Below are 25556 nucleotides of genomic sequence, written 5' to 3'. Positions count from 1 at the left end.
TCTTACTTACACACCCACTGGCACCTTTTTTCTACTGGGTTTCTTCTCACTCTCTTGCTCCGGGGTTACCCTAACGCTAATGGCCGGATTCTCATATTTAATGCTAACCACATGATCGTCATTGAAAGTGATCGTAGTAACCGACGCTCTATCTGGATAAGGTGGCTTACGAATGTTCTCAAAAGTAAGCTCTTTACCCTCAAGTGCTACCCAGGCTATCTTTATAGGATCTGCGTGGCTAACACAAATCACGGTTTCACCCGGATGTCTGCGCACCAGAGTTCTAATGATCCTGAGCATCCTCTTGGCTACATCTTCTATGGTCTCATTTTCCGGGTCTTTGATAGGCTCGTATAGGTTAGCATTCGCACCTATTTGTGACCAGGGTATACCCTGCCAGCTGGTATTGATCTCGGCAAGAAGCTTTGAAATCCTCAATTTGGCATCAGGATGATACTTAGCTATAGCTTTGGCTGTCTGTCTGGCTCTTAGCATTGGGCTGGTATATATGTATTTGACGTCTTCCTTGGAGAGAAATTCAGCAGTAGCTTCGGCTTGCGCCTCCCCCAATTTGCTCAGCCTGAACCTAGGAAGTCTGCCATATACTATTTGATCAGGGTTATGTACATCAGCGTGACGGACCAACAAAATCTTTGTTTCGGGCATAACACTCCTACCTAATGTTTTGCTTTTACAACTACAGATTATAGCCCACTATTCATCGTAGCCTTCCAGTGCATTATCTAAGGACTCTATCCCCACAATCGGTATCATCTCTCTATAGAACGTTTCCTTGCTTATTCCCATACTCCTGGCTTGCTTATACCATTCTCGTATCTTTTGTAATTGCTCCTCGTCTTCTCGGTCGTGATTTGAAATATCATCTACTTGCAAAGTCTAGCCTCCAAAAACTCAATGATGGAACTAAAATTGCTGGTAAAGTGACAAGAGTTGAGCATAATATGCATAGTAGTTGCATAAACTCTCTTGATCACCGATACTTGATCACCAACAAAGGTCCAATGCTATGTTAGATGCCATTGAGTATATTGCAAATCAATCCGCATATACTTACAATTCCTTCCGAAGCTCTCAAATTATTAATCCCGACAGCCTTTCCTTACGTATAGTTATAAAGAAGATTACAGGAGGTGCTGTCGGGCAGAAAATGGCGGAACTATAGGCTATGTCGAATCAGCCCCTAGACGACCAGGCAATCATGGAGCGACTATCTCGTGGTGATTTATCCGCCATGGAGGCTTTGTACGACTGTTACTCAAGAGCTGTCTACTCCATGATATTGAGAATCGTTCAAGATCAACAGGTGGCTGAGGAGCTGACTCAAGAGACTTTCTTCAGAGCTTGGAAGCAAGCCAAAAGCTTCAGTAACGACCGAGGTAAGTGCGCCAGCTGGTTGATGAGTATAGCTCATAACATAGCCATAGATGAGATCAGGAGGTGCAAGGCCCGTCCCAAATCGATTCGCTCTGAAGACTCCTCTAACTACCTAATGAACCTGCCAGATAGCAGCTTAGAGGATCCAGATGAGATAATAATGGGTGGTATAAGGCGAAATATAGTCTTAGAGGCTCTGAGAGAGCTTCCTGAAAACCAGCGCAAAGTTCTTGAGATGTCATATTTCGGGGGGCTTACTCAATCCGAGATAGCTGATAAAGTAGGTGAGCCCTTGGGCACAATCAAGACTAGAATGCGCTTGGCCTTGCAGCATCTTCGCAGAAACCTAATAGAAAAGGGAATCAAGCCTGAACAGCTATAGAACAACGTGAAGATAGAGCATAACAATCACGAGCAGTTATATGAGGTAATCACCGCTTATGTGCTTGGAGCACTTGAGCCCGAGGACATGAGGCTCATGGAGTGTCATCTGCAGTCATGCATGGATTGCACGTCTGTGTTGGATGAGCTACTACCTGTAGCTTCAATACTTGGTATGGCTAGCGAGCAACATTCACCTCCCCCTTCTGTAAAACAGCGCTTGCTGGATCGTATCCGCAGCGAAGAGCGTACGCCTCACGAGCAAGTGATTGCACCAAGGACAGCATCTACTGGCAGCTTCTGGGCGAGATTCTTCCTAGGAAGCAACACTTTGAAGTTCGTAGCTCCAGCAGCACTAGCCGTAGTTATCTTAGCTCTAGGCGTAATAGCTCTTCTGCAAAGGGGGCAAATAAACCAACTCAAGGCAGACGTAGAAGAACAAAGAACCATAGTTGCCCTATTAACATCGCCAAGCACGCAGGTAGCCGAGATGCAGCAAAACTCCATCCACGGCAGGATGATTATGAACCCCAACAATAACAAAGCCTACCTGGTTATACAAGGACTTCCTCCTATACCCGAGGATAAGGACTACCAGATATGGCTGATAAAAGATGGGCATAAACAAAGCGCAGCAGTAGTGCACCCTAACGGCACACTAGCTGTAGTGCTTTCGGCTCCGGAGCCAATTGGCCAGTACTCGGCAATGGGAATAACTCGCGAGCCCAAAGGTGGTAGTCCTCAACCTACATCTAACCCCATCATTGTTAGTAGTCTCAAGGATTAATCTATCCCTAGCAAAATATAGGCAGTTAAGGCTATTATTGCCCTTGAAGGGCACATATTTTGCTGGGTAGGTCACGTTGGGATAAATATCCCACCTGCCAAAACTAAAAACTTTCAGGAGGTCTTATCACCATGCATGAGTTACCACCACTCCCATATGATTACAATGCCCTTGAGCCCTACATAGATGAGCAGACCATGAGGCTCCACCATGATAAGCACCATGGCACCTATGTAAACAATCTCAATCAGGCATTAGAGAAATATCCAGAGCTACAGAACAAGAGTGCCGAGGACTTGCTTAGGGATATAAACAGCATACCCGAGGATATACGTACGGCTGTGCGCAACAATGGTGGTGGTCACGTCAACCATAGTATGTTCTGGGTAATCATGAAGCCGAATGGTGGCGGGGAGCCTTATGGCCCAATAGCAGACGCTATCAAGCAGACCTTTGGGAGCTTCGAGGAGTTCAAGAGGCAGTTCAACGATGCTGGAGCAAAGAGGTTTGGCAGCGGTTGGGTATGGCTTGTACGCACTCCAGACGGTCAGCTACAGGTAATCAGCACTGCTAACCAGGATAGCCCACTTATGGAAGGTCTTTATCCCATAATGGGCAACGACGTTTGGGAGCACGCTTACTACCTCAAGTATCAAAACCGCAGAGCAGAGTATCTGGAAGCTTGGTGGAACGTCGTCAATTGGGACGAGATCAACCGCCGCTTTGAGCAGTCCAGCAAGTAAATCCTCAGCGTCAACCAGCAAACTATAGATAGGATCCGCGCGATCCTATCTATAGTTTTTATTTGCGTCCTAGATCTTCGGGTAAGTAGAGAGCTTGTATTTTCTCGATCCATGGAGGGAGAGTTGTGAGTATTGCCATCCATCACGTACAGATAGCTATTCCAAAAGGGGGTGAGGACAAGGCTAGAGAGTTCTATAGCCAGATTCTTCTCCTTACAGAAGTCCCTAAGCCTCCAACACTAGCATCCAGAGGTGGAATATGGTTCTCTACGGGAAACCTAGAACTGCACCTGGGGATAGATCCTAACTTCTCACCATCTACAAAGGCACATGTAGCGTTTTTGGTAGACGATCTTGATGGCATTAAACACAGACTGTTACAGTACGGAGTAAAGGTTATAGATGACCATCTGCTGCCTGGCTTCCACCGCTTCTATACAGAAGATCCCTTTGGAAATCGTATAGAGATACTCCAGGTCCAAGAGGAGAAAGCATGAGTACAGACCAAGGAGATCTGAAGCTATTATCCAAGGCTCGTGGTACTCTGATAGCTGCAGCCTGCGGGGATGCTCTTGGGGGACCACTAGAGTTAATGGGTAAAAACGAGATCCGTAGAAACCTAGGGCAGGTAAGAGACTTCATAGGCGGAGGATGGCTCTCGCTTAGCCCAGGAGAGGTTACTGACGATACCCAGATGATGCTGGAGGTTGCTCGCAGCATAGCCACGTTAGGAAGGGTAGACCCGCAGGATATCACAACTCGCTTAGTCGAATGGATGAACTCCAACCCAAAGGATATTGACCACACCGTTTTTGAGTCACTCAGCTTGATCCGAGATGGCACACCTATCTATGAAGCTAGTAAGCTGGTGATTGAACGAGAGGGCTTTATGAATGGCAGCAGAGGAAACGGGTGCCTTATACCATGTGTGCCTATAGCTCTGCTCCTTTACAAACGAGAGCAAGCGCTCGTGAAGCAAACACGTAGTGTAGCTTCCATTACCCACGCTAACCCAGTATGTCAATGGGCGGCTGTAGCGCTAAACATGATGATATCCGAATTACTTAGAGGAAGGTTCGAGCAAGTAGTTGTTCGAGTAGCCGACAAAGTTCCACAGCCTGAAATCAGTGAGATGTTGCGCAGTATAGAGAAGAAGAGCGAAGATGATCTAGATAACTCCGGAGACGTGCTGGCGACTCTCGAGAGCGCTATTTGGGCATTCGGAAATACCAGCAGCCTGGAAGATGCTATCATAAAGGCAGCCAATCTGGGGGGAGATGCGGATACCAGAGCAGCCGTTACAGGAGCGCTTGCTGGCGCTCACTATGGAATAGAATCCATACCTCAAAGATGGCTAGAAAGGCTGGAACCAGCGCAAGAGCTAATAGTCCTTGCAGAACAGATAGTGCGGACAAGCAGGTAAAGATGAGCACGCCCAAGGAAGCCAAGTCTTTCAAGGAGATCGTCTGGAAGATTGTATCCTCGATTCCCAAGGGCAAGGTAATGACCTATGGACAGATAGCAGCACTAGCAGGCTACCCAGGATCAGCTCAGGTTGTAGGATGGATCCTCCACTATACTCCTCCTGAGCTAAATATCCCTTGCCAGCGGGTGGTCAACAGGTTCGGAGGACTGGCAGCAGGCTACGGATGGGGAGGAGTATATAGTCACAAGAAAGATCTGGAGAAAGATGGTGTAGAAGTTAGAGAGGACTTCACTGTTGATCTTCAGAAGTATCAATGGTTCCCTCCACAAGAGTTAGTAGACGAGTGGCTAAGTTTCAAGCTCGAGCGATTGAGCCAGGATAGCTAGTTTATTTAGTGAGGCAGAAATCATGAAGTTAGGAATAGTATTTAGTCCTGCTAGTAACTGGCAGGAGATCTTCCAGGCGGCACTCTTAGCAGACAAGTTAGGGCTAGATTCAGTCGGCTTCTGGGACCATTATCACTCCATGAAACCTGAATGGGGATACGTCTGTGGATGGGCTTCCTATGGAGCAATAGCCTGTGCTACTGAGAGGGTCAAACTAGTACCTATGGTTATCTGTAACCTTAACTACGCGCTAGGTGTTATGGCTAAAGAGACATCTATGTTAGCCTTGATTAGCGACGGTAGGTTCGAGCTTGGTATAGGGGCAGGGGATTATCCTGAGGAATATGCTGCTTGGAATCTTCCTTATCCGGATGCGGAGTTTCGCATTGCATTACTAAGAGAGAACATGCTTGCTTTGAGGGAGGTTTGGCAGGGCAAGCAAGTTACGTTTAATGGACAAAAAGTGAAGCTGCAGGATGCTACCTGTGCCCCTCCTCCTTCAAAGCCACCCAGGATCATAGTAGGTGCCGGTAAATCCAAGAAGCTGATACGCTCAGCACTGGAATACGCAGACGAAATCAATATCTATGCGGACCAAGAGCTTGTGAGATATACAAAGCGAGTAATATCCAACTCTAACAAGCCCATAGGTCTTTCTGTCTACCTACACTTTGATTGGGATCAATGGCCCCAGGATATCTCCCAAGAGATAGCTAAATGGAAGCAAGTTGGTATAGACCGACTGTTTATAAACGTCGGCTATGAGTGGCCACTACAAGAAAAGGTCAGAGAAATAGCAAGCGCAATTATAGACTGACTACATCAAGCCTGACATAATAGCCTCAAGTGCCTCTTTAGGTGGGCGCAGATCCTCCTCTTGAAGCTCAGCTAAGGGCTTCTCGGGCAGCCGCATAACTTCTGGGAAGGAAGGTCTATCTTCGTTGAAATATATCAGCCCAGTTATAAATTCCCTGTTTGCCTGGGCTTCCTCCAATAGCCTCAAAGCTTCAACTTTGTTAGTAGGATCATAATCTCTATCCAGCTTACGTAGCTGGATTACAGAGCCATCATGCAACTCGACCTCTTTCACCGTGCCAGGGTCATAGTCCACAACTATCTCTTCATACTTTGGCACAAACCCTATCTCATGCAGAGGCTCCTCATTAGCCTTGCCATATGGGTAACTCTTAGTACTGTCCTCGGCATTATTAAAGGTCACGCAGGGGCTTATAATATCTATCACAGCGGTACCCTTGAAGCTCATAGCAGCCTTTAACAGTTGACGGACCTGCTTAGCGTCACCGGCAAACGATCTGGCGACAAAACCACATCCAGCTATTATTGCCTCCATACATAGATCCATAGGAGGAAGCTCATTAATACCTGCGTGCTTCAGTTTCTGTCCTATATCCGCTGTCGCCGAGAACTGCCCCTTGGTCAAACCATAGACGCCGTTGTTTTCTATTATGTAGACCAGTGGGATATTACGACGAACCATGTGCTTGAAATGCCCTATACCTATGCTACCGGTATCACCATCACCGCTCACTCCTATAGCTAGCAACTTCCTGTTAGCTAAAGTAGCCCCTGTAGCCACCGCCGGCATACGCCCATGTATGGCATTGAAACCGTGAGATCTACCTAAGAAGTAGGCTGGCGATTTGCTCGAGCAACCTATACCACTCAGCTTGATTATCTGCTCAGGCTTCAGCGAGAGCTCAAAAGCTGCTGTCATGATCTGGCTGGATATCGAATCATGCCCACAACCTGCGCAAAGTGTAGAGACTCCCCCCCTGTAATCAGTCCTCTCCAAGCCTATCCTGTTTACTTTTCTTCCGGGAGAGCTGCCAGGCTTAGTTATGGTTTCCATGTTCTAGCACTCCTTTTCCAATAGGGCATTCGCTATATAGTTAGCGGTCATAGGCAGGCCATCGCAGTAAGCTATGGAGATTACCTTATCTGCTACTTCTGGGAATTCCATACGTATGAGGTTAACCATCTGCCCATCATGGTTAAGCTCGATAACATATGTTCTATCATGTTTCCTTATGAATTCGCGAAGGGTTTCCTCTAGTGGCAAAGCCCTTATGCGTAGGTAGTCAGTACTCAATCCTTTCTCTGCAAGCAGATCAATAGCCTCCATCACAGGATGGTGTACTGATCCAAAGCTGACTATACCTACACTCGAATCAGCCCATGACTCTATTACTGGCTTAGGGACTAACTTGCGAGCCGTCTCATGCTTACGCCTTAACCTCTCCATGTTCCTTCGCCAGTCATCCGGTCTCTCGCTATACTGAGCGTACTCATTATGACCAGAACCTCTAGTAAAGTAGGCAGCAAGTGGATGATCAGTCCCTGGCAAAGTTCTATAGGGAATTCCGTCTCCATCTACGTCTCTGTAACGCGCGAATTCTCCTATGCGTTGCAGGTCCTCTGCAGAGAGCACCTTGCCTCTATCCATAGGTTCAGATGGATATTCAAAAGGATCACTCATCCAAAGGTTCATACCAAGGTCGAGATCGCTGAGCACAAACACTGGCGTCTGCAAGCGTTCGGCCAGATCAAAAGCTTTGTAGCCAAACTCAAAGCACTCGGCTACAGTTCCAGGGATCAGGCAGACATGTCTCGTATCTCCATGTCCAAGGAAGTAGACCTTCAGCACATCTCCCTGCGAAACTCGCGTTGGCAGACCGGTACTGGGACCTATTCTCTGTATATCCCAGATAACCCCAGGTATCTCAGCAAAGAAGCCTAATCCCGCAAACTCCGTCATCAGCGAGATTCCGGGTCCGGAGGTAGAAGTCATAGCCCTGGCACCGGCCCAGCCAGCTCCTAAAACTATCCCTAAAGCCGCCATCTCATCTTCGGCCTGTACGACGGCATATGTATGGTTACCATCTTTGTCCGTGCGTAACTTAGGGAGATAAGACTGTAGTGCTTCTATCAAGCTAGTAGAAGGAGTTATAGGATACCAGGCTGCGACAGTTACTCCCCCAAATATAGCTCCTAGAGCAGCAGCGCTGTTCCCATCTATAAGTATCTTACCCCTTGTAGCTTCCATCCTTTCCACTCTGTATGGGTCTTTCTTGGTTATGTTCTCTTTGACCCAATCAGCAGCGGAGACTATCACCTGGAAGTTCTGATCAACAACTTTCTCCTTGCCGCGAAATTGCTGAGAGAGAGCCGCTCTAATCTCTTGCCTATCAATACCCAGGAGCTCTGCTAAAGCTCCTACGTACACCATGCTTGCAAATTTCTCTCTCAGCTTCGGATCAGCCCCAGTAGCTTCCACAAAAGGCTTTACTGGGACAGAATAATATACTATGTCATCCCGAACCAAAGGCAGCTTGGACTCTGCAGGGTATATGCAGACCCCTCCTGGTGGCAGAGCCTGTATGTCCTCAGCAGCGGTCTGCGGGTTAAATGCTACGAGTATCTCTGCTCGTTCCTTCCTGGCTATGTAACCATCCTTATTGACCCTAATGGTGTACCAGGTAGGCAACCCCGATATATTTGAAGGAAAAAGATTCTTACCATTGACCGGAATCCCCATCCGAAACAGGGCTCTGATCAGCGTCAGGTTAGATGTCTGACTTCCGGAGCCGTTGACCGTCGCTGCCACTATGGAAAAGTCGTTGATCACCTCAGGCGTTTTACCCACAGGTATAGCTTTTATGTCTTCAGCCAGGCTCATGACATACCCTCTCGATTAGTTATTCCCCTCGTACCAACAGTCTGTATAATTTTATTATGTTTATTAGGCTACTATCATATGACGAGCTCTAGGCTTATAGTACCACTCATTGACGTCCTGTAAAGGGTATGATTTGCAATAGATCTCATATGGCTAGCTTTTTGCTGTAATCAGGTATTGACACAGGATGCCTATAGCGCTATCCTGCAAGCCGGCTTGCACTTAGGTAGGGTGATATGTGGGGGAAGAACGATAAACTGTATGGTTTGAATGCTGGGTTAGTAGCCGAGCTATATCTCAGATACTTAGCCGACCCATCATCTGTAGATCCTTCGACTAGAGCGTACTTCGACAGGGTAGGTAATCCATTCCCAGAAGAGCTTGAGGAGTTAGTAACCCAAGCAGAGCTGCCCACTGAGATAGACGTACTCAAGATAGTAGGCGCAGCCAGGTTAGCCAGGCTAACCAGAGAGTACGGACACATGGCTGCACAATTAGACCCATTGGGCACTCCACCCCCGGGAGACCCTGAGCTCGAACTTGATACCCATGGTTTGACCGAGGCTGATCTTGAGAAACTACCTGCATCGGTAGTTGGGGGACCACTTGCCCAAACGAGCAGGAATGCCCTCGAGGCTTATCGAAAGCTCAGGGATATATATTGTGGATCCATAGGCTATGACTTCGACCAGGTACAAGACTCAAAAGAGCGTGACTGGCTGCGTGATATGGTTGAAAGCCGCAGGTTTGCGATTGGTGACGACCCGGAGTTCGATCGCAAGCTCTTGGAGAGATTATCAGAGGTAGAAACCTTCGAAAGGTTCCTCCATAGGTATTTCCCAGGGCAGAAATGGTTCTCCATAGAGGGACTGGATATGCTCATACCGATGTTGGATGAGATTATATCCAGAGCCGCGGAATCAGGCGTGAGAGAGGTCGTCATCGGAATAGCCCACAGGGGAAGGCTAAACGTCATGGCTCACATCCTGGAGCAACCCTATGAAAAGATCATCGCCGAGTTCAAGCACGGGCTTGAGCACACGAAGGGAACTTCTAATACGGATGTAGGTGTCGATAGCTGGACAGGTGATGTGAAATATCATCTGGGTGCTACCCTTAATTTGAAGACCAACCTGGGTTGCACTATCCCTATAACGCTGGTTCCAAATCCTAGCCACCTGGAGCATGTAAATCCGGTGGTCGAGGGTAGGGCACGAGCTGCCCAGGAAGATAGGAGCCTTCCTGGACCACCTCGTCAGGATGAGCGCGCATCGCTAGCTATACTCATTCACGGAGATGCAGCATTTCCTGGACAAGGAATAGTTGCAGAAACTCTCAACTTATCGCGTCTTCCAGGCTATCGGACCGGAGGCACAATCCATATCATAGCCAATAATCAGCTAGGTTTTACCACAGAGCCTTCGGAAGGTAGATCCACAACTTACGCTGGAGACCTTGCCAAGGGTTTTGAGATCCCTACCGTACACGTCAATGCAGATGATCCTCATGCTTGCATCTTAACCGCCAGACTCGCAGAAACATATAGGGAAACCTTCCGTAAAGATTTTATGATAGACCTAATCGGTTATAGACGTTACGGACACAACGAGAGCGATGAGCCTAGCTTTACTCAACCCCTGATGTACGAGAAGATAAGGAAACACCCTACAGTCAGGGAGATATTCGCTCAAAAGCTAATACAGAGGGGAATAGTATCTACTGAAGAAGTACAAGCCTTCGTCAGCAAAGTTGAGGGGAAGCTTCGCAGGGCTATGCAGGCAGAGGTCGAGGATGGTAGGAGTCCTGAGTCGGAGATGGAGCTCCTAGAACCGGAGAAGGATCACTTCTTGCAGGAGACAAAAGTATCTAGAGAGTTAATCGCCGAGATAAATGAATCCCTGCTAAGCTTACCCGAAGGTTTTGAAGTACATCCCAAGCTCTGGCGCACCCTTGCAAGAAGAAGAGATGCTCTTGAGAGAGGTGAGATAGATTGGGGGCACGCAGAGACCTTAGCATTCGCAACGATACTTATGAACGGTACTCCCATTCGTATCAGCGGGCAAGATACAGAGAGGGGCACATTTAGCCAACGACATATGGTTTTGCATGATGTGAAAACTGGGCAAAGATATATCCCGCTGCAAGCAATACCTCAAGCCAGGGCATCTTTTGCTATTTACAATAGCCCACTATCCGAGAACGCTGTACTAGGTTTTGAGTACGGATACTCGACCCACGCACCCGAAACTTTGGTTCTCTGGGAAGCCCAATACGGGGACTTTGTGAACGGCGCCCAGGTGATGATCGATCAGTTTATTGTGTCCGGGCAAGCCAAATGGAGGCAGAAGTCCGGGCTAGTGTTGCTATTGCCGCATGGTTATGAAGGGCAAGGCCCTGAGCACTCCAGTGCTAGGATCGAGAGGTTCCTACAGCTCGCAGCTAACGACAACATCAGGATCGTATACCCAAGTAACGCAGCCCAGTATTTTCACTTACTCAGGCGCCAGGCGGCCAGTCTCAAGTCGTCCCCAAAGCCTCTTGTGGTATTTACACCCAAGAGTCTGCTTAGGCATCCACTTGCCATGGCATCCGTTGAGGATCTTGTAGATGGCAGATTCCAAAAAGTTATAGATGACCCACGTTCAGATGATATAGCCCCTAGGGTTAATCGCATAATCCTCTGTAGTGGCAAGATCTATGTCGATCTAGTATCGAGCAAAGAATACAGAGAGGCTAATCACGTAGCTATAGCAAGGGTTGAGGAGCTGTATCCTTTCCCGGCAAGGGAGATCTTGCAGGTAGTATCTAGATACTCAGCAGCCAAGGAAGTAGTATGGGTCCAAGAGGAACCACGCAACATGGGTGCCTGGAACTACATAGCCTTAAGGCTTAGAAAGATACTCGATCCCGACATCAACTTGGGTTACATAGGTAGGCCTGACAGGGCTAGCCCTGCAGAGGGATCTGTAACTTTGCACAACGTACAGCAAAGCAGAATTATTAAGGCGGCTTTCGGAGAAGCTCCAGATATATCTATTAGTGGAATAAGGGAGACCGTAAGACATGGCAGTTGAGATCAGAGTGCCTGATCTTGGAGAATCCGTAGTCGATGTTACAGTTCTAAAGTGGCATAAACAACCAGGAGACAGCGTAGAAGAAGGGGATGTAGTCGTTGAGCTTGAAACAGACAAGGCCAACGTAGAGGTTCCAGCTCCTTCGAGCGGATTCCTGGAGAGTATCTCTATACAGGAAGGAGAATCTGCCTCCGTAGGTGATCTGCTTGGAACAATCACGGAAACCCCTTCACAGGCCAGGGAACCATCACAACCTGAGGCTCCTCAAGAGAGGGAAGCAGTCAGCCCTCAGGCTGCGCATCATACAGAGGTACAACCCAAGGCAACACCTTCTGTACGCAGACTGGCCGAAGAGTTAGGTATAGACATCTCAAAGATAGAGGGATCTGGAGCGGGCGGCAGAATCACACGGGAAGATGTGCTAGCTATGAGGCAAGCTCCGTCCGGAGCGCAACAGGCGGAATCAAGTAAAACTGTAGAAGCTCAGCCCATTAAGGAAACCACCCCTGCCCCCTCAGAAGCCCCTGCAAGGGAGCTATCAGAGCTGGAGAGACGAGAGCGCATGTCTACTCGTCGTAGAGTTATAGCCCGTCGATTGGTAGAAGCTCAGCATACAGCCGCTATGCTTACTACCTTCAACGAATGTGATATGAGCAACGTTATCGAGATACGCCGAAGGCTGGGTCCCAGGTTTCAGGAAAAGTATGGCGTCAAGCTCGGCTTCATGTCGTTCTTCACGAAAGCAGTAGTTGCCGCTCTCAAGGAGTTCCCTTATCTCAACGCTGAGATAGATGGCGAAGACATAATTCTGAAATACCACTACGATATAGGCATAGCCGTTGGCGCCAAAGAAGGATTAGTGGTGCCTGTGATTAGAAACGCAGACCGCAAGAGCTTCGCAGAGATAGAAAAGGAGATAGATGAGCTTGCTACCAAGGTAAGAAATAACACTATATCTTTGGAAGAGGTACGTGGAGGAACCTTCACTATAACCAACGGAGGTATTTATGGTTCCCTGCTATCAACCCCCATACTAAATCCTCCACAAGTAGGTATCCTCGGAATGCACGCAATCAAGGAAAGGCCGGTTGTGGTGGAAGGACAAGTAGTGGTTCGGCCTATGATGTACCTAGCTCTTACTTATGATCACAGGATAGTAGATGGAAGTGATGCGGTGCGCTTCCTCGTGCGTATCAAGGAGCTAATAGAAGACCCTACTTCTCTCATGCTCGAGAGCTAGGATAATAAGTCTACGGTATAATTATATCCCAAGCATATCCTTCATCAGGCGTATGGGCAGGTAGCTTGATAAGCTGGCCATACGCTTTTTGTTTATTACGTAAAAGCCAGCCACTTGCACCCGATACCAATGTGGCTCTAGAATATGCGCTACTGCCAACCCAAGCTATGATATCCTGAAACTTAGCACACACTGCCTACAGGAGGTGATCGCCGACATCATGGCAGATCAACAACCAGATCCCTTCTATCGAATAAGTATAGTATCTGTAAGGCCACAGATAGATTGCGGTAGATTCCCTATAAAACGCATAGTTGGCGACAGACTAAGGGTAACTGCTGACATCATAAAAGAGGGCCATGATACCCTTGGAGCCGAGGTTAGATACCGGCGACAGGGCTCAGAAGAATGGGAATCTGTCCCCATGTCGTACTCTTACGATGACGACGAATGGTCAGCGGAAATCCCTATCGAATTCATAGGGATGCTGGAGTATACGGTAGCCGCATGGACAGAAGTCTTCATAAGTTGGACTCATGAGCTGAGCCGAAAGGTTGCGGCCGGCAGGGATGTGAGCTCGGAGCTCCTTGAAGGACTTGAGCTAATACGCCAGGCAGAGGCTAGAGCTGTGGGAGAACCCAAGGTGCTGCTGGCAGGATACATCAACAGGTTGCAGGAAGCTTCAACTCAGAGGGAGAAAGTAGATCTAGCTCTTACGCCGGAGCTTGCACAACTTGTATCATCACACGAAGCTAGAGAAGATCTCACTCTGTACAATAAGTGGCTCAGGGTTATAGTCGATAGAGAAAAGGCCAGGTTCGGGGCATGGTACGAGATGTTTCCCAGGTCCCAAACAGACGATCCTCACAAGCACGGGACCTTTAGAACTGCCATGAAGAGGCTAGAGGCTATCAAGGATATGGGGTTCGATGTGCTCTACCTTCCTCCCATACACCCCATTGGTTTTACTAACCGTAAAGGGCGTAATAACGCTCTAGTGGCCCAACCTGGTGACCCTGGTAGTCCATGGGCTATAGGGAATCAATACGGCGGACATGATGCTGTAAATCCCGAACTGGGCACAATCGAAGACTTTGATGCTTTTGTAAGAGAAGCCCAAAATCTAGGAATAGAGGTAGCGCTTGATCTGGCGATACAGTGTTCTCCAGATCATCCATATGTGAGGGAACACCCGGAATGGTTTCGCAAGAGGCCGGATGGCACTATAAAGTACGCCGAAAATCCTCCCAAGAAGTATGAAGATATAGTTGCTCTCGATATGTGGTGCGAAGATTTCCTTAGCCTATGGAACGAACTCAAGCGTGTGGTACTTTTCTGGATCGAGCACGGCATACGCATCTTCAGGGTAGATAACCCCCATACCAAGCCGGTAGCCTTCTGGGAATGGCTTATATCCGAGATAAAAAGAGAACATCCAGACGTGATATTCCTCTCGGAAGCATTTACCAGACCTAAGAAGCTTCAGCTACTAGCTAAGATAGGGTTCTCCCAGTCATACACCTATTTCACATGGCGCAATAGTAGGTGGGAGATAGAGCAGTTCATGCATGAGCTGCTACATACTGAACAGGTGGAGTTCCTAAGGCCCAACTTCTTCGCTAATACACCTGACATTCTCACAGAATACCTGCAGAAAGGAGGCAGACCGGCATTCAAGATAAGACTGGCCTTGGCCGCAACGCTGTCTCCTACCTATGGTATCTACAGCGGCTTCGAGCTTATAGAGAACGTGCCCTTACATCCAGGCAGCGAAGAGTACCTAAACTCTGAGAAATACGAGATCAGAGTCAGGGATTGGAACGCTCCAGGGAACATAATCCCATACATAAAGACGATAAACCAAGCTAGAAAACAGAACCGTGCACTACAGCTATACACTAATCTAACGTTTCACTACCCTGACAACCCAAACATCATTGCTTACAGCAAGATAAGTGAGGACGGCAGCAACCGTATCCTGGTGATAGCTAACCTTGATCCATTTAACTGGCATGAATGCACGGTACATCTCAATGGTGAAGCTCTTCACATCGCACCTTGGGATACTTATACTGTGCACGATCTAATCACTGATGCCTACTACCAATGGCACGGCACGGCTAATTACGTTCGTCTAGATCCAAACTATGAACCAGTACATCTCTTTAGGATAGAGTGATGAGCTATGAGCAACTTGAATGATGATCCAACTTGGTACAAAGATGCCATTATCTATGAAGTAGGTGTCCGATGCTTTTTTGATTCAAATAACGATGGCAGTGGAGATATACCAGGACTGACTGCCAAGCTTGACTACATCGAGTCTCTAGGTGTTACAGCCATATGGCTGCTTCCCTTTTACGCCTCTCCCCTCAAGGATGGAGGCTATGACATTTCCGACTACAGATCTCTTCACCCAGACTTTGGAACTATCGAAGATTTTAAGGTCTTCTTAGACGAAGCCCATAGGCGTGGTATTAGAGTAATTACTGAGCTTGTACTGAACCATACCTCAGACCAACACCAATGGTTCAGAGAGGCCCGCAGCAATCCTAACTCTCCTTACAGGGACTACTACGTATGGAGCGATACGGACGATAAATATAAAGACGCTCGCATAATATTTATAGATACCGAGCGATCTAACTGGACTTGGGATCAGGAAGCAGGCAAATACTACTGGCATAGGTTCTTCAGCCATCAGCCTGACCTCAATTACGACAACCCAAAGGTACAACAAGAGATCCTTGACATAGTAGGTTATTGGCTCGACATGGGAGTAGACGGATTAAGGTTAGATGCCGTCCCCTACCTGTACGAAAGAGAAGGTACCAACTGCGAGAATCTGCCGGAGACACATGAATTCCTCAAGAAACTGCGTAAATTCGTAGATGATAACTGGCCTAATAGAATGCTCCTTGCTGAAGCCAACCAATGGCCAGAGGACGTAGTAGCTTACTTTGGAAATGGCGATGAATGCCATATGGCTTATCACTTCCCGATAATGCCCAGAATGTACATGGCCTTACGCAGGGAGGACCGACATCCGATCACGGAGATACTAAGACGCACTCCCCCCATACCAGAGACATGTCAGTGGGCACTATTCTTGCGTAACCATGATGAGTTGACTCTTGAAATGGTTACCGATGAAGAACGGGATTACATGTATCACGAGTATGCGAAAGACCCCAGGATGCGTCTTAACCTTGGGATAAGGCGTAGGCTGGCACCTCTACTGGACAACAGCGAGAGAAGAATACAACTGATGCACCTGCTTCTCTTTACCCTGCCTGGAACGCCTATCATCTACTACGGAGATGAGATAGGTATGGGGGATAACGTGTATCTGGGAGACAGGGACGGTGTACGTACTCCCATGCAATGGAGCGGAGATCGCAATGCCGGATTTTCAAGAGCTAATCCGCAGGCACTATACCTGCCTCCAATAAGGGATCCGGTATTTACTTATGAAGCTGTTAACGTAGAAGCTCAGGAGCAGGTGCCAACTTCACTCCTGAATTGGATGAAGAGAACAATACAGATAAGGAAAAAGTACCCGGTATTTGGGAGGGGATCCATACGCTTCCTGCAACCATCCAATAGAGCTGTGCTTGCCTATATAAGGCAGTATCAAGATACTACCATCCTCTGTGCGTGTAATCTCTCAAGGTTTTGCCAGGCAGCAGAACTCGACCTGAGCGACTTCAAGGGATTATATCCAGTCGAACTGTATGGGAAGACCGTATTTCCACAGATAGGAGAGCTGCCATACCTGCTTACATTCGGACCACACGTGTTCTATTGGTTCGAGCTAAAACCACAGGAGCAGTTACCGTGAACAACAAGCTATATATAAGCAACAAGTATAACAACCTTGTTGAAGCCTTGCATGATGCACTTGAAAGAGCATCGCTTGATCTACAACTACCTGCCTATCTTGAATCCAATAGATGGTTTGGTGCCCATACAAGGCATCTCCAGTCTGCCAGGTTCGAGCGATGGGTAGAGGTTCCAAATTCAGGCGGAGCATGCCTGTGCGTTGTCACCGCAATAGATGCAAGCAACAACCTTACTGATTATCTACTATATCTGCGGCCTGCTGAGCCAGAAGAAGAGCAGACGGAGATCGCCGATGGCATGCAGTTCGAAGATGCTAGGCAAGCCCTGTTACGGCTATTGACAGATGATCAAAGCTTATCGGGATTCAGGCTGGACGCCGTAGCAGAAGTGGTAACTACCCCAAGGTGCGAAGGTGAGGGCAGGACGCTGCAAGGAGAACAGAGTAATACCTCTGTAATACTAGATGAGTCTTGCATTATGAAGCTGTATCGTAAATTGGAGCAGGGTAGAAACCCAGAAATAGAGCTTGGCAGATATCTCAGCAACTTGCGCTTCGATAAGACCCCCTCACTGCTGGCGTTCCTCAAGCTATCTTCATCGGATGGTTACGACGTGGATGCATTAGTGCTCCACGAATACGTACCCAACCAGGGAGATTGCTGGTCCTGGGCACTGCAAAAAGCCAGACTCTTTCTCGAAAATGTTGAACAAGATTCTGAAGCCGGAGCATGGCTAGATCAGGAAACAGAAACTCTACAAGGTGCTAGCAACATAGGAAGCACATTAGCTGAATTCCATTCCCTGCTAGCCAGGGCTGATATAGAAGGGCTACAACCTGAACAAGCATCTCAACAAGATTTCGATAACTGGGTTGAGTCGGTACAAAATGAAGCTAACAATGCGCTGGAAGCCCTCAACCGCGTTCAATACCCAGACGAATCACTCAAGAACCTGGTTGCAGAAGCAACCTCTCTGCAGCCAGATCCTCCAAGTCAACTCGGCTTAAAGACAAGGATTCATGGGGACTTACACCTAGGACAGCTACTAGTTGGTAAAGACAGGTTCCTGATCATAGATCTGGAAGGAGAACCAGCAAAGCCGTTATTCGAGAGGAATTCACTCGAGAGTCCCCTTGTAGATGTGGCTGGCATGCTCAGATCCTGGAACTACGTAGCTATGTCGTTGTCCAAACAGTATCCTGAGAAGAAAACACTTCTTTCCATATGGGAGAATCTAGTAAGCAACCAATTTTTGAGATCTTACATTGATGCTGCCGACTCATCAGACACCAAGTTCCTCCCACAGGATGACCAAAGCACCAGACAACTACTCGATTTATTCAAACTCCGCAAAGCTCTATACGAACTCAGGTATGAACTTGACTACAGACCAGACTGGGTAGACATACCTGCAGTATCTATCAAGAACTTGCTGGAGAGTAATCTGAGGTGAATTTTACATTCTGTCCGGGAAAGCCGTATCCATTAGGAGCAACATGGGACGGAAGCGGGGTGAACTTTGCCCTGTTCTCTCCTGGTGCTGAGAAAGTAGAGCTATGTATTTTCAATAATCCTTTCGAGGAGAAAGAGAGCGTTAGGATTCCGGTAACCAATAAAACCAACTATATATGGCATGTATATCTGCCGGAAGCAAGGCCCGGACTGTTATACGGTTACAGGGTTTATGGGCCCTATGACCCTGCTAGAGGGTTAAGATTCAACCATAACAAGTTACTCATAGATCCCTATGCCAAGGCCATAGCAGGAGATATAAAGTGGTCCGATGATGTCTTTGGATATAGGATTACGGGCCATGACGACCAGGACCTGATAGCCTCTGAAACAGATAGCTCACCTTACGTACCTAAGTCGGTAGTTGTGGATACAAGCTTTACTTGGGGAGACGACAAAAGGCCCAACATTCCCTGGAAAGATACGATCATCTATGAGCTCCACGTGAAAGGCTTCACGCAGCTACACCCTGGCCTGCCAGAAAATCTCAGAGGTACGTACGCTGGGCTAGCTCACCACGAGATTATAAAGTACCTGAAAGATCTTGGTGTCACCGCAGTGGAGCTACTTCCAGTACATCACTTCGTGCGCGATAGGTACCTTGTTGAAAAAGGACTAACTAATTACTGGGGATACAACACGATCGGTTTCTTCGCCCCAGATTCAGCATATAGCTCTTCAGGCTTTATGGGGCAACAAGTGCATGAGTTCAAAACTATGGTTCGGAAGCTCCACAAGGCAGGCATAGAGGTGATATTAGATGTCGTATATAACCACACAGGAGAAGGTAACCATTTTGGACCCACTTTGTCCTTCAAAGGGATGGCTAACGATCGCTACTATAGGTTATCTCCTGACTCCCCACGTTTCTACATAGACTACACCGGTACAGGTAATACGTTAGATACAACCGAGCCATACTCTCTAAGGCTAATTATGGATAGCCTTAGATATTGGATCCAGGAAATGCATGTCGATGGCTTTAGATTTGACCTGGCAGCCACCTTGGGAAGAGAAGCTCATCACTTCGATAAGTTTGGATCATTCTTAGATATCATCAGCCAAGACCCAGTTATATCTCAGGTAAAACTCATAGCGGAGCCGTGGGACCTGGGAGAAGGTGGCTATCAATTAGGAAACTTCCCAGAAGGATGGGCTGAATGGAACGATAGATACAGAGATAACATCCGTCGCTTCTGGAGAGGAGATCCAGGTCAAGTCAGAGAGCTCGGTTGGCGTCTATCTGGAAGCAGCGATATATTCGCCTCAGGGGGAAGAGGTCCCAATGCTAGCATCAACTATGTTACCTCCCATGATGGCTTCACCATGCGGGACCTGGTCAGTTACAACTCCAAACATAACGAGGCCAACGGTGAAGGTAACAAAGATGGTACTGATAACAATCTTAGTTGGAATTGTGGCTTTGAGGGAGAAACAGACAATCAGGCAGTATTGTCACTTCGAAGAAGGCAGATTCGTAATTTCCTGACTACCCTGCTTGTTTCCCAAGGCACGCCCATGATCCTCCATGGGGATGAGGTTGGTAGAACTCAGAGGGGAAACAACAATGCTTACTGTCAGGATAATGAAACCACCTGGCAACCTTGGGATCTAGAGGAATGGCAGCGAGAACTCCTGGAGTGGACTAAACAGGTCATAGCTTTCAGAAAAGCTCATCCCGTGTTACGCAGAGGCGAATACTATAAAGGCCAGATTATAGAAGGCTATGGCACCAAGGACCTTACATGGCTAAGGCCAGATGGCAGGGAAATGACTGAAGAGGACTGGTTGAACCAAGAAATAAGAGCCTTTGGTATGCTCCTGTCGGGAGCGTCAGCTCTAGAATGTGTTGACGATAACATCCTGGTGATATTCAATGCGAGCAAGAGGAATATCACCTTTTACCTGCCACAACCCCCATCGGGACTTAGATGGCAGCTGGTCTTGGATACTAGCAACCCTAGATATCAGGAGACCCTAAATCGCAGAGTTGCTAAGAACTACAGGTTAGCTCCCACGTCTATGGCAATTTTTAAGTATCCTATTCAAAGCCCGAGAACAGAATCATAAGCGAGGGTTGACGGAACGGAGGTGCGCAATATGCAAATAGAAGGCGCATGCAGGATAGAGGATCTCATAAATGGCACGTGTTATGATCCACACTCCATACTTGGAATGCACCCGGTCGAGAGGAACGGTAGGAGATGCATAGAGCTGAGAGTCTGGGTACCGGGAGCCATAAAAGTATCAGCCCTCGATTACAAAACAAACGAAGAGATACTACCCCTTGAAAGGGTACATGAAGCCGGCTTCTTCATTGGTACTTTTCCTACCAGGACAGAGGTCTTCCCCTATAGACTACGCATTTCAACAGCACATCACACTTGGGTGCAAGAGGACCCATACCGCTTTCTGCCGACTATAGGAGAGCTAGATCTATACTACATAGGAGAAGGTACCCACAGAAAGCTGTACGAGGTACTGGGAGCCCATCTTAGAGAGATAGATGGAGTCAAGGGTGTCTCTTTTGCAGTGTGGGCACCAAATGCTCGTGGCGTCAGTGTTATAGGGGATTTCAACGGTTGGGATAAACGCAGATACCCAATGAGAGTGCTTGGGTCATCAGGCGTCTGGGAGATCTTTCTCCCAGGAGTCCAGGTTGGAGAGAAATACAAGTACGCTATAAATGGCGCCGATGGCATAGAGAGGGAAAAGGCTGATCCACTGGCATTCTACAGCGAGTTAAGGCCAAGGACAGCATCCATCATATATGACTTGAGCGGTTACAAATGGAAAGACAGAGAATGGATGCTAAGACGCCTTGAAAACAATCCATACAAAAAGCCCATGAACATTTACGAGGTTCACCTCGGCTCATGGAAGCGTCATCCGGATGGCTCATGGCTCTCTTATAGAGAGCTTGCAGATGAACTGGTACCCTATGTCAAAAGAATGGGATTCAACTACGTGGAGTTTATGCCCCTACTGGAACATCCCTATGACGGATCATGGGGTTACCAGGTAACTGGATTCTATTCGGCAACTAGCAGGTTTGGTACACCTGATGATCTCAGATATCTAATTGACAGATGTCACCAGGCAGGCATAGGTGTGATCATAGACTGGGTACCTGCACACTTTGCAGTAGACGAACATGGCCTTTGTAGATTCGACGGAACTTATCTGTACGAACATGAGGATATCAGGCGGAGATTCCAACCTGACTGGGGGACTTTTTCTTTCAATTATGGGAGAAACGAAGTTCGTAACTTTCTAACAGCTAGCGCCCTATTCTGGGTCAAGGAATTTCACGTCGATGGCCTCCGAGTTGATGGCGTAAGCTCTATGCTTTACCTCGATTACAGCAGAGGTCCTGGGGAATGGACGCCCAATAAGTATGGTGGTAGAGAGAATTTAGAAGCCATAGATTTCTTACGTGAAATGAACTCTCTCGTATATGCGGAAGGCGAAGGAGCCATCACCATAGCAGAAGAATCTACAGCCTGGCCAGGTGTATCTAGACCCGTTTACCTGGGGGGGCTGGGCTTTGGCTTCAAGTGGAATATGGGATGGATGCATGATACTCTAGAGTACTTTCGTAAGGATCCCATATATCGTAAATATCATCATAACGATTTGACTTTCTCTATGGTGTACGCATACAACGAGAACTTTATTCTCTCCCTTAGTCACGACGAGGTCGTTCATGGCAAGGGTTCCTTAGTCAACAAGATGCCTGGTGATGAGTGGCAGCAGTTCGCTAATCTTAGACTACTCTTTGCCTACCAATGGGCCCACCCCGGTAAGAAGCTCATATTCATGGGAGACGAGTTCGGGCAGAGATCTGAATGGAATCATGACTGGCAGCTGGATTGGTGGGTACTGCAGTTCGGCTATCACCAGGGAGTGCAAAGATTGCTGCAGGACTTAAACAGATTATATTTGCACGAACCAGCACTATATAGACTCGACCATGATCCCAAGGGTTTTACCTGGCTCGATTACTCCGACTGGGAGAACTCGGTGATATCTTTTGCACGATGGTCTGGCGATGGTAACAATCACATAGTATGTGCTTTCAACTTTACACCCGTGCCTAGATATAACTACAGGATCCCAGCACCTCATCTAGGTAAGTACCGAGAAGTGCTGAATACGGATGCCCAAATTTATGGTGGTAGTGGGATAGGGAATATGGGTGAAGTAAGCTCAGAGGTGGTCATGCATAATGGGCACCCTTATTCCGTAGCTATAACACTTCCGCCCTTGGGGGCAGTCTTCTTTAAGCCCATGTAACCGGAGGAGTCGAACTATGGCTAAGGACATAGTTCTAGCGATCGATAACAGCTCAGAAACGCTAACCCAAATATGTGAGGCGGCAGGACGAGCAGGTATAAATCTCGAAGGTGGATGCTGCTTTTTCTGTGAGGGACAAGGTGTATTTCATGCCCTCGTAGAAGATATAGAAGGTTTTAAGAGGGTGATAAAAGAGGCCGGATTTAAGATTCGGGAGGAAAGAGATGTACTGCTGATAGACATAGAAGATCGCCCAGGAGCCCTTGGAGAAGTGTTAAGAGAGCTAATAGAAGCAGGCTTAAAAGTCGACCTGTTGTACCTTGCCACTAGGACCAGAGTTGCTATAGGTACCAATGATCATGCTAGGGCTACAGCTACCTTACTTGGTATCTAGAAAATCTTCGTATCTAGCTCCAACCACGTTACTTATCGACTTTACACCGTTCTTATCCAACCATTCTAGAAGCCCCAGGTTAGTCCTCGCTGCTACTGCAAGCCCCTCACTGCGGATAGCAGTCACTACCTGTACGGCCGTAGCTCCGGCAAGGATCTTCTCCAACGCAGTGTGAGCATCCTTGACTCCCCCCACGCCAATTATGTCTATACTCCCCTTGGTTTGGGAATATATATATGCCACCTTGGATGTGGACATATGCCTGAACACTTCGTCATCCCCACTGAGCCCACCTGGCTGTAGTCTCCACCCCTCTCCATATCTAGCCTTGACATCTCCCAACGCCACAGTATTGGTTGCTACCACCCCAGCAAGCCCTAACTGTAATACTACATCCAGGATTTCATCCACTTCCTGGTAAGAGAGTTCCGGCGCTATTTTGATAAATAAAGGTTTTCTAGCTCCATAACTGTCCATGACATCTAGCACTGACTGAGCTATAGATAGTAGAGCCTCCTTTCGCTGGAGTGACCGGAGACCTGGAGTGTTAGGGGATGAGACATTAATTACGAAGTAGGAGCCGTAAGGATACAGCTTCCTAGCAACTTCAGCATAGGCTAATGGAGCCCTGTCCTCGGGATCATCTTTATTCTTCCCTATACTTATACCCACTGGTATGTTGTCGGATTTATATGACTCCAAATTAGCCGCAACCGCATCAGCTCCAGGGTTATTGAATCCTAGTCTGTTTATCACCACACCAGAGCTAAGTACAAACTGCCTGGGCCTAGGATTGCCTGGTTGCGGTCTAGGAGTTACGGTGCCCACCTCAACGCTTGCGAAACCGAGCGCATATAGAGCTCTTATTGATATACCAGATTTATCCCAGCCTGCCCCCACTATTAAGGGGTTTTCGAGTTGCACACCAGCCAAGCTAACTTTTAGCCTTGGATCTACTACACGTCTACCCTTCCAGGCCAAGATCTCAAGGAACTCGGGCCCCAAAGGCACTTGTTCCACGGTATGTAGACCGTGCCTTACCCTTTCGTGCCAAGTTTCGGAGTCCAGTCTATCTAGCAAGGGTAGTACTAAGTGCTTATATATACCAGTAGCCAATGCTAATCCTTAAGAGAAGTTTTCCTGTATTTATATAAGTATACTGTTATTCTCCTGGCCCTAGCCTCTTAGCTGCGTGTGTTCTCAGCCTCAAAGCCTGGAGCCGTATGAAACCTCCAGCATCGGCCTGGTTATACACTTCATCCTCTTCGAAAGTAACAGTCTTGTGATCGTATAGAGAAGCATCCGATTTTCTGCCCGTCACGTAAGCATTACCCTTGTATAGCTTAAGTCTGGCAACACCACTAACTCGCTGCTGAATATCATCCATGAACTTCTGTAGGGCGATCCTTTCTGGAGCATACCAGAAGCCGTTATACACCATCTCAGCGTACTGAGGTATGAGTTGATCCCTGAGGTGCATCACCTCCCTGTCAAGAGTTATAGACTCGACAGCTCGATGAGCAATGTGTAGCAATGTTCCCCCAGGAGTCTCATAACATCCCCTAGACTTCATACCAACGAATCTGTTCTCGACGATATCCACTCTGCCTACGCCATGCTTACCAGCTATCTGATTGAGACACTGTAGTAACTCTAGCGGCCCCATCCTCTGGCCGTTCACTGCTACAGGATTACCTGCTTCGAATTCAATCTCTATCTCCTCAGGAACATCCGGGGCGTCTTCAGGATCGCGTGTAAGTCGCCACATACCCTTTGGCGGTGCTACCCATGGATCCTCCAGTACACCACCTTCATAGCTTATATGAAACAGATTAGCATCTATAGAGTAAGGCCTCTCCGGAGTAACCGGAACCGGAATACCCTTTTCCTTGGCGTAATTGATTAGATCGGTCCTGCCTTTAAAACTCCACTCCCTCCATGGAGCAATGACTTTTATATCAGGCTGCAGGGCGTATGCTGTAAGTTCGAATCTTACCTGATCATTACCCTTACCAGTTGCACCATGGGCTATTGCATCGGCTCCTTCTTCTCGAGCAATTCTTACTAGTTCTCTAGCTATAAGAGGTCTGGCTATCGATGTACCCATTAGATATTGGTTCTCGTAGACGGCTGCCGCTCTTATGACAGGGAAAACGAAGTCTCTGACGAACTCTTCGCGTAGATCCAGCGCATAGGCCTTAGAAGCACCAGTGGCCAGAGCCTTCTGTTTGGCCTCTTCTACCTCTTCTCCCTGCCCAACATCAGCGGTAAAAGCAATTACTTCTGCTCCGTAGTTCTCTTTTATCCACGCAAGTATGACGGAAGTATCTAGCCCTCCAGAATATGCCAGTACTACTTTCTTGATCTTCTCCATAAGCCACCC

Annotated in this window: 21 protein-coding genes; 15 read left to right on the top strand and 6 right to left on the bottom strand. The window is 47.7% G+C overall.

Annotated features, from left to right (window positions below; genetic code table 11):
- Nucleotides 1–6: 6 nt before the first annotated feature.
- Complete coding sequence (locus TTER_RS01715; RefSeq protein ID WP_012874301.1) at nucleotides 7–666, bottom strand: histidine phosphatase family protein; 660 nt, start codon at nucleotides 664–666, stop codon at nucleotides 7–9.
- A 48-nt stretch (nucleotides 667–714) separates the two neighbouring features.
- Nucleotides 715–894: a hypothetical protein gene (locus TTER_RS01710; RefSeq protein ID WP_012874300.1), complete on the bottom strand. Its 180-nt coding sequence runs from the start codon at nucleotides 892–894 to the stop codon at nucleotides 715–717.
- 292 nt (nucleotides 895–1186) lie between these two features.
- On the opposite strand from TTER_RS01710, the gene TTER_RS01705 reads away from it, so the two are divergent.
- The 7 genes from TTER_RS01705 to TTER_RS01675 all read left to right on the top strand — a co-directional run bounded on the left by TTER_RS01705 (nucleotide 1187) and on the right by TTER_RS01675 (nucleotide 5935).
- Nucleotides 1187–1777, top strand: coding sequence for an RNA polymerase sigma factor (locus TTER_RS01705; RefSeq protein WP_012874299.1), 591 nt, complete (start codon nucleotides 1187–1189; stop codon nucleotides 1775–1777).
- 6 nt (nucleotides 1778–1783) lie between these two features.
- Entirely contained in the window at nucleotides 1784–2563 is a 780-nt protein-coding gene (locus TTER_RS01700; RefSeq protein ID WP_012874298.1) for an anti-sigma factor, read from the top strand.
- A gap of 131 nt (nucleotides 2564–2694) precedes the next feature.
- Nucleotides 2695–3306, top strand: a complete 612-nt coding sequence (locus tag TTER_RS01695; protein ID WP_012874297.1) for a superoxide dismutase — start codon at nucleotides 2695–2697, stop codon at nucleotides 3304–3306.
- 125 nt (nucleotides 3307–3431) lie between these two features.
- Nucleotides 3432–3803: a VOC family protein gene (locus tag TTER_RS01690; RefSeq protein ID WP_012874296.1), complete on the top strand. Its 372-nt coding sequence runs from the start codon at nucleotides 3432–3434 to the stop codon at nucleotides 3801–3803.
- A complete protein-coding gene (locus TTER_RS01685) occupies nucleotides 3800–4729 on the top strand; it encodes an ADP-ribosylglycohydrolase family protein (RefSeq protein WP_012874295.1) in 930 nt (309 codons plus the stop codon). Before TTER_RS01690 ends, TTER_RS01685 begins: the two co-directional genes overlap by 4 nt.
- A 2-nt stretch (nucleotides 4730–4731) precedes the next feature.
- On the top strand, nucleotides 4732–5118 hold the full coding sequence (locus TTER_RS01680) for an MGMT family protein (protein WP_012874294.1): 387 nt from the start codon (nucleotides 4732–4734) through the stop codon (nucleotides 5116–5118).
- 22 nt (nucleotides 5119–5140) lie between these two features.
- Complete coding sequence (locus TTER_RS01675; protein WP_012874293.1) at nucleotides 5141–5935, top strand: LLM class flavin-dependent oxidoreductase; 795 nt, start codon at nucleotides 5141–5143, stop codon at nucleotides 5933–5935.
- On the opposite strand, the gene TTER_RS01670 is transcribed toward TTER_RS01675, so the two are convergent.
- Both TTER_RS01670 and TTER_RS01665 read right to left on the bottom strand, forming a co-directional pair.
- Nucleotides 5936–6988 carry a 2-oxoacid:ferredoxin oxidoreductase subunit beta gene (locus TTER_RS01670; protein WP_012874292.1) on the bottom strand — a complete coding sequence of 351 codons (1053 nt, stop codon included), beginning with the start codon at nucleotides 6986–6988 and terminating at the stop codon, nucleotides 5936–5938.
- Nucleotides 6989–6991: 3 nt separating this feature from the next.
- Nucleotides 6992–8815, bottom strand: a complete 1824-nt coding sequence (locus TTER_RS01665; protein ID WP_012874291.1) for a 2-oxoacid:acceptor oxidoreductase subunit alpha — start codon at nucleotides 8813–8815, stop codon at nucleotides 6992–6994.
- Nucleotides 8816–9051: 236 nt separating this feature from the next.
- On the opposite strand from TTER_RS01665, the gene TTER_RS01660 reads away from it, so the two are divergent.
- The 8 genes from TTER_RS01660 (at nucleotide 9052) to TTER_RS01625 (ending at nucleotide 23173) form a co-directional block, all read left to right on the top strand.
- On the top strand, nucleotides 9052–11889 hold the full coding sequence (locus TTER_RS01660; protein ID WP_012874290.1) for a 2-oxoglutarate dehydrogenase E1 component: 2838 nt from the start codon (nucleotides 9052–9054) through the stop codon (nucleotides 11887–11889).
- Nucleotides 11879–13129 carry a 2-oxoglutarate dehydrogenase complex dihydrolipoyllysine-residue succinyltransferase gene (gene odhB, locus TTER_RS01655; protein WP_012874289.1) on the top strand — a complete coding sequence of 417 codons (1251 nt, stop codon included), beginning with the start codon at nucleotides 11879–11881 and terminating at the stop codon, nucleotides 13127–13129. Before TTER_RS01660 ends, odhB begins: the two co-directional genes overlap by 11 nt.
- A 220-nt stretch (nucleotides 13130–13349) precedes the next feature.
- On the top strand, nucleotides 13350–15308 hold the full coding sequence (locus TTER_RS01650; RefSeq protein WP_012874288.1) for an alpha-1,4-glucan--maltose-1-phosphate maltosyltransferase: 1959 nt from the start codon (nucleotides 13350–13352) through the stop codon (nucleotides 15306–15308).
- Nucleotides 15309–15314: 6 nt separating this feature from the next.
- Nucleotides 15315–16970 carry a maltose alpha-D-glucosyltransferase gene (treS, locus tag TTER_RS01645; protein ID WP_012874287.1) on the top strand — a complete coding sequence of 552 codons (1656 nt, stop codon included), beginning with the start codon at nucleotides 15315–15317 and terminating at the stop codon, nucleotides 16968–16970.
- Nucleotides 16967–18424 (top strand): phosphotransferase, encoded by a 1458-nt coding sequence (locus tag TTER_RS01640; RefSeq protein ID WP_012874286.1) that lies wholly within the window; start codon nucleotides 16967–16969, stop codon nucleotides 18422–18424. Before treS ends, TTER_RS01640 begins: the two co-directional genes overlap by 4 nt.
- Entirely contained in the window at nucleotides 18421–20553 is a 2133-nt protein-coding gene (gene glgX / locus TTER_RS01635) for a glycogen debranching protein GlgX (protein WP_012874285.1), read from the top strand. Before TTER_RS01640 ends, glgX begins: the two co-directional genes overlap by 4 nt.
- A 30-nt stretch (nucleotides 20554–20583) precedes the next feature.
- On the top strand, nucleotides 20584–22779 hold the full coding sequence (gene glgB / locus TTER_RS01630) for a 1,4-alpha-glucan branching protein GlgB (RefSeq protein ID WP_012874284.1): 2196 nt from the start codon (nucleotides 20584–20586) through the stop codon (nucleotides 22777–22779).
- Between the two features lie 16 nt (nucleotides 22780–22795).
- The gene (locus TTER_RS01625; RefSeq protein ID WP_012874283.1) at nucleotides 22796–23173 is read left to right on the top strand and encodes a hypothetical protein; all 378 of its coding nucleotides are present in this window, start codon (nucleotides 22796–22798) and stop codon (nucleotides 23171–23173) included.
- On the opposite strand, the gene TTER_RS01620 is transcribed toward TTER_RS01625, so the two are convergent.
- Both TTER_RS01620 and TTER_RS01615 read right to left on the bottom strand, forming a co-directional pair.
- Nucleotides 23159–24289 (bottom strand): quinone-dependent dihydroorotate dehydrogenase, encoded by a 1131-nt coding sequence (locus tag TTER_RS01620; protein ID WP_012874282.1) that lies wholly within the window; start codon nucleotides 24287–24289, stop codon nucleotides 23159–23161. The two genes, TTER_RS01625 and TTER_RS01620, sit on opposite strands and share 15 nt — an antisense overlap.
- Nucleotides 24290–24335: 46 nt before the next feature.
- On the bottom strand, nucleotides 24336–25547 hold the full coding sequence (locus TTER_RS01615; protein WP_012874281.1) for an argininosuccinate synthase: 1212 nt from the start codon (nucleotides 25545–25547) through the stop codon (nucleotides 24336–24338).
- Between the last annotated feature and the right edge of the window lie 9 nt (nucleotides 25548–25556).

It is taken from the genome of Thermobaculum terrenum ATCC BAA-798, from assembly GCF_000025005.1.
In the GTDB taxonomy this organism is placed as follows: Bacteria; Chloroflexota; Chloroflexia; order Thermobaculales; family Thermobaculaceae; genus Thermobaculum; species Thermobaculum terrenum.
Note: the sequence above shows the minus strand (reverse complement) of the source record. Positions and strands in the feature narration are given on the sequence as shown.